This window comes from Streptomyces sp. NPDC006463 (genome assembly GCF_042870715.1).
Lineage (GTDB): Bacteria > Actinomycetota > Actinomycetes > Streptomycetales > Streptomycetaceae > Streptomyces.
On the sequence record NZ_JBIAHP010000002.1, the window covers coordinates 435,407 to 446,949 of the forward strand.

Here is an 11,543-nt window from a genome sequence, read left to right on the forward strand (position 1 = left end):
TGCGGGCGGAGGGGCTCGGTCCGTAAAGGGCCTCATCCATTCTGCACACGATCGGATGAATGTAGGGCAGAGAGGGCGGCCGGGGCGGAGTTCGCCGCTACATTCACGCCGTTCACAGGGCCGGGACTCCGGTCCGTCACGTCAGGAGACCGTGGAGCCGATGACGGAACGACCTGCCCAGCGCGTCCCCAACAGGCAGCTCGCCACACTGATCGCGGAAGCCGGGTTCTCCAACGCCGGGCTCGCCCGCCGCGTCGACCAGCTCGGCCTGGAGCACGGTCTCGATCTGCGCTACGACAAGACCTCCGTGACCCGGTGGCTGCGCGGCCAGCAGCCGCGCGGAACCACCCCCGCGCTCATCGCCGAGGTCTTCACCAGACGCCTCGGGCGACGGCTCTCCGCACAGGACCTGGGCCTGGACGCGTGCGCCCCCGTGTACGCGGGACTGGAGTTCGCGGCCACCCCGGAGGAGGCCGTCGACATCGCGAGCGGGCTGTGGCGCAAGGACTCGGGCTCCCACGCCGAGCTCCGGAAGATCGCCTTCACCCCGGCCGGGCTCGTCGTGCCCAGCCGGGACTGGCTGATCGGGCGGGCCGACGAACGGGTGGGGCGGGGCGCGGACCCTGCCGTGGCCCGCGTCCCGGTGCAGGGGCGGCCCGCGGTCCCCCGGCAGCGGCAGATCGACCGCGCGCCCGGGCAGCGGGTGACGGGCGGGGACATCGCGGCCCTGCGCTCGGTGAGCGAGCTGTTCCGCACCCTGGACCACGCCTACGGCGGCGGGCACGCCCGGCAGGCGCTCGTGCGCTACCTGGAGCACGAGGCCGAGCCGATGCTCCGCGGGACCTACGGGGAGACCACCGGGCGGCGGCTGTTCTCGGCCGCGGCCGATCTGACCCGGCTCGCGGGCTGGACCTCGTACGACATCGCCGCGCACGGGCTCGCCCAGCGGTACTTCGTGCAGGCGCTGCGCCTGGCGCAGGCGGCCGGGGACCGGCCGTACGGCTCGTACGTGCTGGTCACCATGAGCCGGCAGGCGGTCTACCTGGGCCACGGCCGGGAGGCGGTGCAGCTGGCCCGCGTCGCCCAGCAGGGCGTCGGCTCCGGCCCGCCGCCGGTGGTGCAGGCGCTGCTGCACTCGGCGGAGGCGCGCGGGCACGCGGTGCTCGGCGAGGTACGGGCGTCGACGGCCTCGCTGGTACGCGCCGAGCGGGCGCTCGGCGCGGCCCGGCCGGGGGACGACGTGCCGCACTGGGCGCGGTACTTCGACGAGGCGCAGCTGGCAGACGAGTTCGGGCACTGCCACCGCGACCTGCAGCAGTACCGGGCCTCGGCGCAGCACGCGGAGCGCTCGCTGCAGTTGCGGGCCCCGGGGTTCGCGCGGTCCCGGCTGTTCTGCCGGGTGGTGCTGGCCACGGCGCGGCTGGGGCTGGGCGAGCTGGACCAGGCGTGCGCGCTGGGCGCCGAGGCGGCGCAGCAGGCGATGGAGATGCGGTCGGTGCGCGCGGTGGAGTACGTACGGGACTTCGAGCGCCGGCTGGAGCCGTACCGGGACGCCTCGGCCGTGCGGAGCTACCGCGACCGGGTCGCGGCCTTGTCGTGAACCCGGGGCCCGGCTCCCCCGTGGGATGCCGGGCCCCTCATCGCGCCAGGAGGGGTGTGGCCGCCTCAGGCCGCCACCGGGAGTACGGGCACCGGCGCGGCCGGGAGCGGGATGCCGAAGTCGCGCAGGACGGCGGTGGTGGCGCGGCGGGCCGAGTGGAGGGCGCCCTGGACGGTGTTCGTGTCGCGGTGGTCCCCGCACACGTACAGCCCGGCCAGGACGCGCACCGGGCGGCGCACGTCGTACGGCGGGGGCATGGCGGGGACGGCCTCCGGGGTGTGGTGGACGGCCAGCAGCTCCCAGTCCCGGGTATGGGTGTCGTAGAGCCGGGCGAGGCGCGAGGCGACCGTACGCGTGGGCGGCGGCGGGCCGAGCACGGTGGTGGTGACCAGGCTCCGGCCGGCCGGGGCCCGCGTCGGGTCGACCGCGCTCATCACGGTGGTGTGGGAGACGGGCCACTTGGGGTCGCCGTCCAGCAGCAGCGACCCGTCCCAGGGCAGGGGCGCGGCGGTGGCGTGGTGCAGGACGGTGACCTCGTGGAAGCCGGGCACCCGAAGGCCGGGCAGGAGTTCGGCGGCGGCCCGGGCCCCGGTGGCGAGGACCACGGAGCGGCAGCCGAAGTCGCCGTGCTCCTCGGTGGTGACCAGGTTGGTCGCCACCGACCGGACCCGGACCCCGGTGCGGACGGTGCCGGGCGGCAGGGCGCCGGCGAGCAGGTCGGGCAGGGCCGCCGCCCCTCCCTCGGGCACGGCGAGACGGCCGCGGGCGAAGCCGCGCAGGGCGAGGTCGGCGACGCGGCTGGAGGTGGTGAGTTCCGGGTCGCGGAGCAGGGTGGAGAGCAGCGGCCGGAGCACGCCGGTCACGGTGCGCGGCGGCAGGCCGCGGGTGCGCAGGGCGGCGAGGGCGGTGCGTTCGGGCCGGGCGAGCAGGCGTTCCTCGGGCAGGGCGGCCAGCCGCCCGAGGGCGGCGCTGAGGCGCGCCTGGTCGAGGGAGCCGCTGGCCAGGGCGCGGGCGGGGGTGAGGGCCCCGGCCCGGAGCTGTTTGCCGTCGGTGTGGACCAGGACCCCGGGCGCGAAGGACCTCAAGGTGAGGTTCTGGAGGCCGGGGGTGCGTTCGAGCTCCGTGTACGAAGTGTTGAGCAACTGGCCGATCCGGTCCAGCCGGAACCCGTCGGCCGAAACCGTGGCCATCCGGCCGCCGGGGTCGCCCGCGGTCTCCAAGACGGTGACCGTGACCCCCGCTGCGATCAGGTGGTGCGCGGCCGCGAGTCCTGAGACTCCGGCTCCTACGATGACGACGTCCGCATTGAGCACGTGCCCCTCCCCGAGGTCGGCGCGGCTGTGTGGGAATCCTCCTTCCCCCAACGGACTCCAGGGGAACCCGAGTTCGACCGGGTATTACGGTCGGATCCGGTCGCACGGCGGTCGCATCCGGGTCACGAACGGTCGCACGGCGGTCGTACGGCGGTCGCACGCCCCTACATGGCGGCGCGGATGGCCTGCTCGATGCCGGGGTCGCGGAAGACGAAGCCGGACTCCAGCAGCCGGGCGGGCACGGCCCGCTGACTGCCGGTCACGTCCTCGGCGAACTCCCCGAGCACGACGCGCAGGGCCACAGCCGGTACGGGCAGCAGCGCGGGCCGGTGCAGCACCCGGGCCATGGCGGCCGTGACCTGGCGGTTGGTCAGCGGCTCGGGGGCTGTGAGGTTGACGGGGCCTTCGATGGAGGGGGTGTCGATGATGTGGCGCAGGGCCGCGATCTCGTCCCAGAGGGAGATGAACGACCAGTACTGGCGCCCGTTGCCGAGCCGGCCGCCGATGCCGGCGCGGAAAACCGGGAACAGCCGGCCCCACGCTCCGCCCTCGCGGGCGACGACGAGACCGGTACGGGCGAAGGCGGTCCGGATCCCGGCGGCGCGGGCGGGTTCCGCGGCCGCCTCCCACTCCACGCAGACCGAGGACAGGAAGCCATGCCCGGCGGGGGCGTCCTCGTCGACGGTGCGGTCGCCGGTGTCCCCGTAATAGCCGACGGCCGAACCGCTGACGAACACGGCGGGCGGCTCGTCGAGGGCGGCGAGGGCCTTCGCGATCGTGGCGGTGCCCAGTACCCGGCTGTCGCGGATCTCCTTCTTGTACGCGGAGGTCCACCGGTGCTCCCCGACCCCGGCCCCGGCCAGATGCACGACGGCCCCGCAGCCGGCCAGCCCCCCGGGGTCGACGTGGCCGCCGACGGGATCCCACCGCGCCTCGTCCGCGGACGCGGGCTCCCGTCGCACGAACCGGACCACCTCGTGCCCGTCTTCCCGGAGGGACCGCACGAGGGCGCTGCCGATGAGCCCGGTCGAACCGGTGACTGCGATGCGCATGCCCCCATCCTGGCGGATCCGCGCCGTCCCCGACACGGAGCCCGGCCGCGGTCGGGGTCAGGTCGCCGTGCCGAGCCAGGTGCCGACCGCGTAGGTGACGGACATGGCCAGGGCGCCCCCGGCGACGTTGCGCAGGACCGCGCGGAGCGTGGGGGCGCCGCCCAGGCGGGCACTGATCACACCGCACAGGGTGAGCGCGGCCAGGACGGCCGCCGCCGTCACCGGAACCCGGGCCGACGGCCCCGGAAGCAGGATCGCCAGCAGCGGCAGCAGCGCGCCCACCGTGAACGCGACGAGGCTGGCGAAGGCCGCGTGCCACGGGTTGGCCAGCTCGTCGGGGTTGATGCCGAGCTCCACCCGGGCATGGGCCCGCAGCGCGTCCCGTTCCGTCAGCTGTTCGGCGGCCTCCCGGGCCAGCGGCCGGCTGAGCCCGCGGGCGGTCAGCAGGTCGGTGAGTTCGTCGAGCTCCGCCTCCGGCTCCTCGGCCAGCTCCCGCCGTTCCATTTCCAGCGCGGCCCGTTCGGAGTCCCGCTGCGAGCTGACGGAGACGTACTCCCCCGCTGCCATGGACAGCGAGCCCGACAGCAGTCCGGCGACGCCCGCCGTCAGGATCGCCGCGCGTGAGGTGGTGGCTCCGGCCATGCCGACCACCAGGCCGGCGGTGGAGATGATCCCGTCGTTGGCGCCGAGCACCCCCGCCCGCAGCCAGTTCAGCCGTGTGCTGATCTCCGCGCTCTGCGAGCCGCCGCCACCGCCGCCGTGGGCCTCGATGTGCGCCCGTGTCGGGTAATCGTCTTCCGTCACGCCACCACTGTCGCGGCCTGGGCCCGGCAGGGCCACCCGGCCGCCGGTCCGGGTGCGCGGGCCCGCGCCCCGTACCAGGGTGGAGGTGTGAGACGCGGACGCGAGGAACCGGGCAGGCTGCACGGGGAGCCGCCGCCGCGCTGGGCCAAGATCGCGCCCGCGGCGGCCCTGGTGGGGCTGGTCCTCGCGCAGATGCTCACCCCGGGCGATGTCGAGCTCGGGTTCTTCCTGGCCGGTCTGCCACCGGTGGCCGCCTTCGCGTACGGGCCGGGCGGGACCGCGATCTTCGCCGCGCTCGTCCTCGTACTGCTGGGGGCGCCCTCCCTCGGCGTCGGCCACGCGCGGGGGACGGACCTGGCCACGGTGGCCGTCATCGGGCTGCTGAGCGTGGTGATCGCCTGGGTCCGGCGGCGCCGGGACACGCAGCTGGTCAGCGTACGGACGGTGGCGGAGGCGGCTCAGCTGGCGGTCCTCCCGCCGCTGCCGGAACAGGTGGGGCCGGTGCGCTGCTCCGGCCTCTACCGGGCGGCGCAGCACGGCACCCTGGTCGGCGGCGACCTGTACGACGTACGGGCGGGACCGTACGGGGTGCGGGCGCTGGTCGCCGACGTGCAGGGGCACGGCCTGGCGGCGGTCGCCACGGTGGCGGCACTGCTCGGGGCCTTCCGCGAGGGGGTGCTCGACGACGCGGGGCTGGCGGCGGTCGCGGCCCGGCTGGACCGGCGGCTGGCCGCGGACTCGGCGGCCGCCTCCGACGAGCCCCCCGAGCTGTTCGCGACGGCCCTGCTGCTGGAGTTCCCGCCCGGGCTGGACCTCGTACGGCTCGTCTCGTGCGGGCATCCGCCCGCGCTGCGGCTGCGCGGGCGGATGCCTGCGGTCGACGAGGTGGCCGTGGAGCCTGGACCGCCGCTGGGCCTGGGGCTCGCGGGTCTGACCCTGCCGCCGGTGGCCGAGCTGGCGGTGCGGCCCGGCGACCGGTTCCTGCTGCACACCGACGGGGTGACGGAGGCCCGGGACGTGTCGGGGCACTTCTATCCGCTGTCCGCGCGGCTGCCCGTGGTGGCGAAGGAGCCCGTGGGCCTGGTCGGGGCGGTGTGGCAGGACCTCGCGGCCTTCACGGACGGCGGCCCCCGTGACGACGTGGCCCTGCTGTTGCTGACACTTCCCGGCCCGGCGGGCGCGGAATGACCTCGACGAGCACCGGCATGTGTACTGTGCGTAATCAGTGAACACCCACAGTGACGCCGGGATGGGAGCCGCCATGGCCATGCTGCTGATCAGAGGAAAGTTCAAGGTGGAGGGGGGCGCCAAACCGGACGGCGACACCCTCCCGTTCATCCCGGACAACGTGGCCGACTGGAAGCTCGTGCCCGGGAGCGAGAAGATCGTGCCCAAGGCCGACGGCCGCGTGAGCATCAGGCTCGAGGGGGTCGACGCCCTGGAGACCCACTACGGCGAGAAGAAGCCGCACATCGAGCACCAGCCGCGGGGCCTCGCCCACGAGGCCGCGGACCAGCTGCTGAAGTTCCTCGGGTTCGAGACCGTCCTGCGCGACGAGGACGAGACCGTCGCCACCACCCCGGACGTCGTGAACGGCTGGATCCTCACCCGGGGTGCCGACGACTACGGCCGCTGCGTGGCCTTCGTCGGCAAAGGCACCCCGCCCGTGTACAGCGGCTACTGGACCGGGGTCGACGACGACCTGCTGGAGAGGACCGCCAACCACCGCCTGCTCATGCTCGGCCTGGCCTACCCGACCTTCTACTCGGGCCTGCCCGATTACCTGCGCGAACTCCTCACCGAGGCCTCGGAGAAGGCGAGGGCGTCGTCGAAGGGCGTGTGGAAGGCCGACAAGACCCTCACCGGGGTGACGGTCTACGGAATGAGCTCGCTCACGGACGACGACACCGGCGCGGTGATCCTGCCGAAGCTGTTCCGCCGCCTGAAGGATTACCTGGACTTCAAGGCTCCCGACACATCGCTGGACTGCTTCCGCGCCTTTCTGGCAGGGGCCGCGGACGACGAGTACCGCCTCCTCCCCGACTCCGGGAAACTCCTGCGCGGTCTGCACCACATCGTCGAGGTCACCGACGACAACACCGTGAGGATGACCCGCCCGGCCAGGGAGATCGTCTTCAAGGAGAAGTAGGCGGGAGCCCGCCGGGGCCCGTGGCCCCGGCGGGTCGGCGCCGCCCGGCTCGGCGAGGTCAGCCGGCGCTGATGATGAACGCGCGCACCATCTTGCAGGTGACATTGGACGGCCGGTGGATCCCCGTCCGGACGGCCATCGTCCGGATCTTCCGGTTGGTGGCGCGCCGGGCGTCGTAGGTCCCCGAGTCGAGCAGGGATATCGCCAGCCGCATCGCCTTCAGCCGGCGGTTGTGGCTCTCGTACCACTCGCGGGGCAGCCCCGCCGGCAGCGGCTTCTTCTTGACGTGCTGGATGGTGGTGGCAGTGGCCATCTACAGCCTCCCAAACGGTAGTTGGCTTCCTGTCGTTCTCCCTCGATTTTACCGGCGACCACTGACAAAAGCCCTGGCCGGGCAGGCCCTGGATAGGCTGGGCACCATGGAGATCTGGATCAACCCCGCCTGTTCCAAGTGCCGCAGCGCGCTGACCCTGCTGGACGCGGAGGGCGCCGACTACACGGTGCGCCGCTACCTGGAGGACGTGCCCTCCGAGGACGAGATCCGCGAGGTGCTCGGCCGCCTCGGGCTGGAGCCGTGGGACATCACGCGCACCTCGGACCCGCTGGCCAAGGAGACGGGGGTACGGGACCTGCCGCGGGAGGAGACCGACGCGGCCCGCGGCCGCTGGATCGCCCACCTGGCCGCGCACCCGAAGCTGATCCAGCGCCCGATCATCACCGCCGAGGACGGCACGGCCGTGGTCGCCCGCTCCGAGGAGGCCGTCCGCGAGGCGATGTCCCGCACGGCCTAGAGACGGCGGGCGATGACCTCCATGCACGCGCGGTAGCGCTCGCTGACCGCGTAGTGCAGGGGCTCGAAACCGTGCTCGGCCAACAGCTCGTAGAGGCGCGGGCGGCTGAAGTTGTGGAAGTGTTCCAGCTCCCCCCAGTAGGGGTTGGCCTCGGCCGCGTCCAGCAGCCGCCACACCGCGCAGTCGTAGTTGGGCATCGACGCGAAGATCACGCCGTCCTCCCGCAGCAGGCGGTGCGCGGCGACCAGGCCCTCGCCGGGATACGGCATGTGCTCCAGCACGTCGGCCAGGCTGATCACGGAGTAACGGCCGGGCGCGTCGAGCGTCGTGAGGTCGGCGCAGTGCGCCTCGATGCCGAGCCGGCGCAGTCCCTCGGCGGTCGAAGGCCGCAGATCGAGGCCTTGGGGCTCGAAGCCCCACTCCTGCGCCGTGAACAGCAGCGATCCGTTGCCGAAGCCGACGTCGAGCCAGCAGCCGTCCGCGACGTAGCGCGCGACGCGCTCCACGATGCGCGCCGAGATGAAGCGGTTCTGCTCGAACCCCGCGCCCGGCTGCTGGTTCGGGTTGGTCGAGGAGAAGATCTCCGCCGAGACCTCGTCCGTGAAGTAGCCGTCGGTGAAGACGTGCCCGCAGGCGGCGCAGCGCATCCAGACGATGGCCGGCCCGACCACCGGCTTGTAGAGCGGATGGCCCGAGCAGTCGCCGGTCCTCAGCGTGGAGATCTCGGCGGCGGAGCAGAGCGGACAGGCGTCGTACAGCAGACGCGGCTGGCTCGTGACGGGAGGGGCAGCGATGGCTGAACTGGAGGACATGTCAGGAAAATACGGGCCGTTACGGTCGTCACGGTGGCGGCGCGCTGGGCACTCCTAGGCGTCGAGCAGGCGGACGATCTGCGGGGCGGCGGTCAGCGGCAGAGCGTGGTGCGAGATCCCCGGCAGTACGTCGACGCGCGCGCCCGGCAGCGCGTCGCGCGCCGTCCGGGCCGCGCGGGCGGCGTCGTGGCAGCGGGCGCGGCCCGCGAACAGGATGCGGACCGGCAGCTCCCGGAGCCCGCCCAGGTCCGGGCGCGGCCCGGTCACCGGCCGGACGGCGGGAAAGCCGGCCGTCTCGTCCTGGAGCCGGAGCCAGGCCGGGTCGAGCCGGGCCCCGCCGGTCTCCCAGGCGAGGAAGGAGCGGATCCGCTGCGGGGTGGGCCGTACGAGCACGGGCAGCGCGCGCAGCACGTAGCCGGGGCGGAGCCCGGCGAAGACCTGGGTCGGGTCGAGCAGGACGAGGCGGTCGAGCCGTGCGGAGGAGGGCCGCCCGGCGTCGGCGGCCGCGTAATGGGCGGCGATCCAGGCCCCGTACGAGTGTCCGCCGAGGGTGACGGGACCCCGGCCGCCCCGGCCACCGAGCCCGTCGAGGACCGCGTCGAGCCAGCCGACGAGGTCCCCGGCGGCCCGTACCGCCCGCTCCGGCGCCGGCACGCTGAGCCCGGGGTCCCCGACCAGGTCCACGGCGTGCACCCGGTGGGTGCGCGCGAGTCCGGCCGCCGCGCAGGCTCCCCACACCGTGGAGGTGGCCCCGCCGCCCGGCAGCAGGACCAGCGGCGGGGCGTCGGCCGGACCGCAGCTGTTGACGCGGGTGGTCCCGTACGGGGTGGGCAGCAGGGCGGCCTCAACCGGCCCGGGCCACCGGCCGAGCACCTCGTCGTAGGCGGCGCGGAAGGAGGCGGTGGGGACGCGAGCGGTGCGGGAGGAAGACGTCCGGGACATGGCTGGCTCCAATGCCTCGCTGGGCGATAATCTCGCTCAGCGAGATACTTTAGGCCGGAGGCGCCGTGGACGACAACCGGGAACCCGACAATCTGCACCTGGTGCACCTGCTGCGGACGGTGACCGTCGAATTCGGCCTGCGCCAGGCGGAGTTCGCCGCCCGCAACGGCATGCACCCCACCGACGTACGGGCCCTGATCTGCCTGCTGGACGCGGCCCGCGCGGACGAGCCGGCCACGGCGGGCCTCCTCGGCGGCCGGCTCGGCCTCAACTCGGCAGGCACCACGGCCGTGATCGACCGGCTGGAGCGGCTGGGCCACGTGGCCCGGGTCCGCGACGACCGCGACCGCCGCCGGATCCTGCTGCGCGTGGAACCGGAGGCGATCCGCCTGGGCCGGGAGTTCTTCGGCCCGTTCATCGACGGGCTGCTCCAGGTGCTGGACTCCTTCGGCCCCGGCGAACGGGACACCGTCCGCCGTTTCCTGACGGCCGCCCACACCGTCTTCACGCCGGAGCCGCCCGCGTGACTCCCCGGCCACTCACCCCGCCCTCACCCGTGACCTCGTAGGGTGGCCGGAGCAAATAGGTACGTACCGCACCAAAGGACCCGGCGTGAACGAGCAGCAGCCGCCGCAGGCGAGCCCGGGCGGGCAGCCGTTCCCTCTGCCGCGCCGGGGGGCCGACTGGATGTTCGGCGGGGTGTACGGGACGGTGCTGGCCAGCGGGCTGCTGGCCGCGCTGGACCAGAAGGGCGGGGACTTCACCCCGTACTACGACGCCAGCTGGGTGCTCGTCACGGCGGCCACGGCCGGGCTCGCGCACGGCTACTCGCACCACATGAGCACCCACCAGCAGGGCTCCGTCGGCCACCGGTGGCGGGTACTGGCCCGCGCGCTGTGGCACGAGTGGCCGATCGTCGCGGCCACTCTTCCGACCGTGCTGCTGCTGGTCCTCGCGGGGCTCACGAAATGGAACTCCTACGGTATGACCGCCCTCGGCCTCGGCCTGAACACCGCCCTGCTGTTCGGCTGGGGCGTGTTCGTGGCGAGCCGGGTCGGCTACCGGCTCACCTCCGCGCTGCTCATCGGCCTGGCCGACGCCACCATCGGCCTGGCCGTCATCGTCGCCAACGCCGTGATCAAGTAGGGAGCTGCGCCTGCGCCTGGGCCAGGATCTCCGTGAGCCGGGCCCCGAACTCCGCTCCGCAACTGTCCGGCACGCCCGTCCGGGCCGCGGTGAGCAGCGCGTCGAGGGCGCGCCCGTAGGCGCCGGGGACGTCACTCCAGCCGGGCAGCGCGTGTACGCCCTCGGTTCCGCGCAGCTCCAGCCCCACCCCGGCGGCCGCGCGCGGCGCGCCCAGGCTGAGCACGGCGGTGCTGGCCGCGCCGGAGGCGTGGCGCAGCGCCAGCTGGACCACGTCGGAGGGTCCGCGGGTGGCGCTGACGGCGGTGACCTCGCCGAGGATCGGGATCAGTACGGACAGCGCGTGCGGGCCGACGTCCCACAGCCCGCCCTTGGCCTTGCGCCAGGGCGAGGCGGCGTACGCGCTGGGCGCGCCGTCGGGCGGGAAGACGGCGCCGAGCCAGTGGGCGGACGCGGTGAACCAGCCCGGGCGGGCGGCCTGCTGCGCGACCCAGCCCGCGGTGGGCTCTGCGAAGCGGAGGGTGAGGAAGACGACGGAGGCGACCCCGTGCCGCGCGGCGGCGTCGGCGACCGCCCGGGCCTCCCGGGCCGTCGTCGCGACGGGCTTGTCGAGCAGCAGGTGGCAGCCGGCGGCGGCGGCGCGCACGGCGAGCGGGGCCTGGACGTCCGGCGGCAGGGCGAAGGCCACGGCGTCACAGTCGGCGAACAGCGCGTCGGGGTCTTCGTACACCTTCACGCCGTAGGTGTCGGCCAGTTCGGCCGCGGCTTCGGGCCGGCGGCCCCACACTCCGGCGAACTCCGAACCGGTGTGCGCGGCGAGCGCGGGGGCATGGGTTCGGTGGGCCCATGGACCGGTGCCCAGCAGTCCGATCCGGGGCAGCGGGCCTGCGGGGGCCTGGTCGACGGGGTTCTCGGCGGGGTCTGCCGCGCGGTCTCG

At 74.3% G+C, this 11,543-nt stretch carries 13 protein-coding genes; 6 read left to right on the forward strand and 7 right to left on the reverse strand.

Going from position 1 to position 11,543, the window contains the following annotated elements:
• Positions 1 to 160: 160 nt before the first annotated feature.
• The gene (locus tag ACFYOB_RS05790) at positions 161 to 1,600 is read left to right on the forward strand and encodes a regulator (RefSeq protein WP_388554969.1); all 1,440 of its coding nucleotides are present in this window, start codon (positions 161 to 163) and stop codon (positions 1,598 to 1,600) included.
• Between the two features lie 65 nt (positions 1,601 to 1,665).
• Here ACFYOB_RS05790 and ACFYOB_RS05795 read toward each other — a convergent pair whose 3' ends face one another.
• The 3 genes from ACFYOB_RS05795 to ACFYOB_RS05805 all read right to left on the reverse strand — a co-directional run bounded on the left by ACFYOB_RS05795 (position 1,666) and on the right by ACFYOB_RS05805 (position 4,769).
• Positions 1,666 to 2,913 carry an FAD-dependent oxidoreductase gene (locus tag ACFYOB_RS05795; protein WP_388554972.1) on the reverse strand — a complete coding sequence of 416 codons (1,248 nt, stop codon included), beginning with the start codon at positions 2,911 to 2,913 and terminating at the stop codon, positions 1,666 to 1,668.
• A gap of 164 nt (positions 2,914 to 3,077) precedes the next feature.
• The gene (locus ACFYOB_RS05800) at positions 3,078 to 3,965 is read right to left on the reverse strand and encodes a TIGR01777 family oxidoreductase (protein WP_388554975.1); all 888 of its coding nucleotides are present in this window, start codon (positions 3,963 to 3,965) and stop codon (positions 3,078 to 3,080) included.
• A gap of 57 nt (positions 3,966 to 4,022) precedes the next feature.
• Positions 4,023 to 4,769 carry a VIT family protein gene (locus tag ACFYOB_RS05805; protein ID WP_388554977.1) on the reverse strand — a complete coding sequence of 249 codons (747 nt, stop codon included), beginning with the start codon at positions 4,767 to 4,769 and terminating at the stop codon, positions 4,023 to 4,025.
• A gap of 87 nt (positions 4,770 to 4,856) precedes the next feature.
• On the opposite strand from ACFYOB_RS05805, the gene ACFYOB_RS05810 reads away from it, so the two are divergent.
• Positions 4,857 to 5,957, forward strand: a complete 1,101-nt coding sequence (locus ACFYOB_RS05810; RefSeq protein ID WP_388554979.1) for a PP2C family protein-serine/threonine phosphatase — start codon at positions 4,857 to 4,859, stop codon at positions 5,955 to 5,957.
• Positions 5,958 to 5,994: 37 nt separating this feature from the next.
• Positions 5,995 to 6,918 (forward strand): thermonuclease family protein, encoded by a 924-nt coding sequence (locus tag ACFYOB_RS05815; RefSeq protein WP_388554981.1) that lies wholly within the window; start codon positions 5,995 to 5,997, stop codon positions 6,916 to 6,918.
• 58 nt (positions 6,919 to 6,976) lie between these two features.
• Here the strand turns inward: ACFYOB_RS05815 and ACFYOB_RS05820 are convergent, their stop codons facing one another.
• Positions 6,977 to 7,231: a hypothetical protein gene (locus ACFYOB_RS05820; protein WP_388554983.1), complete on the reverse strand. Its 255-nt coding sequence runs from the start codon at positions 7,229 to 7,231 to the stop codon at positions 6,977 to 6,979.
• A gap of 106 nt (positions 7,232 to 7,337) precedes the next feature.
• Here ACFYOB_RS05820 and ACFYOB_RS05825 point away from each other — a divergent pair, with 106 nt between their 5' ends.
• Positions 7,338 to 7,709 carry an ArsC/Spx/MgsR family protein gene (locus ACFYOB_RS05825; RefSeq protein ID WP_388554986.1) on the forward strand — a complete coding sequence of 124 codons (372 nt, stop codon included), beginning with the start codon at positions 7,338 to 7,340 and terminating at the stop codon, positions 7,707 to 7,709.
• On the opposite strand, the gene ACFYOB_RS05830 is transcribed toward ACFYOB_RS05825, so the two are convergent.
• On the reverse strand, positions 7,706 to 8,521 hold the full coding sequence (locus ACFYOB_RS05830; RefSeq protein ID WP_388554989.1) for a class I SAM-dependent methyltransferase: 816 nt from the start codon (positions 8,519 to 8,521) through the stop codon (positions 7,706 to 7,708). The two genes, ACFYOB_RS05825 and ACFYOB_RS05830, sit on opposite strands and share 4 nt — an antisense overlap.
• 54 nt (positions 8,522 to 8,575) lie before the next feature.
• Entirely contained in the window at positions 8,576 to 9,463 is an 888-nt protein-coding gene (locus ACFYOB_RS05835) for an alpha/beta fold hydrolase (RefSeq protein WP_388554992.1), read from the reverse strand.
• Positions 9,464 to 9,528: 65 nt separating this feature from the next.
• Here ACFYOB_RS05835 and ACFYOB_RS05840 point away from each other — a divergent pair, with 65 nt between their 5' ends.
• The gene (locus ACFYOB_RS05840) at positions 9,529 to 9,990 is read left to right on the forward strand and encodes a MarR family transcriptional regulator (RefSeq protein WP_388554995.1); all 462 of its coding nucleotides are present in this window, start codon (positions 9,529 to 9,531) and stop codon (positions 9,988 to 9,990) included.
• Between the two features lie 85 nt (positions 9,991 to 10,075).
• Entirely contained in the window at positions 10,076 to 10,609 is a 534-nt protein-coding gene (locus tag ACFYOB_RS05845; RefSeq protein WP_388554997.1) for a hypothetical protein, read from the forward strand.
• Here the strand turns inward: ACFYOB_RS05845 and ACFYOB_RS05850 are convergent.
• Positions 10,602 to 11,486: a Gfo/Idh/MocA family protein gene (locus ACFYOB_RS05850; RefSeq protein ID WP_388555598.1), complete on the reverse strand. Its 885-nt coding sequence runs from the start codon at positions 11,484 to 11,486 to the stop codon at positions 10,602 to 10,604. The genes ACFYOB_RS05845 and ACFYOB_RS05850 overlap by 8 nt on opposite strands.
• Positions 11,487 to 11,543 lie beyond the last annotated feature (57 nt).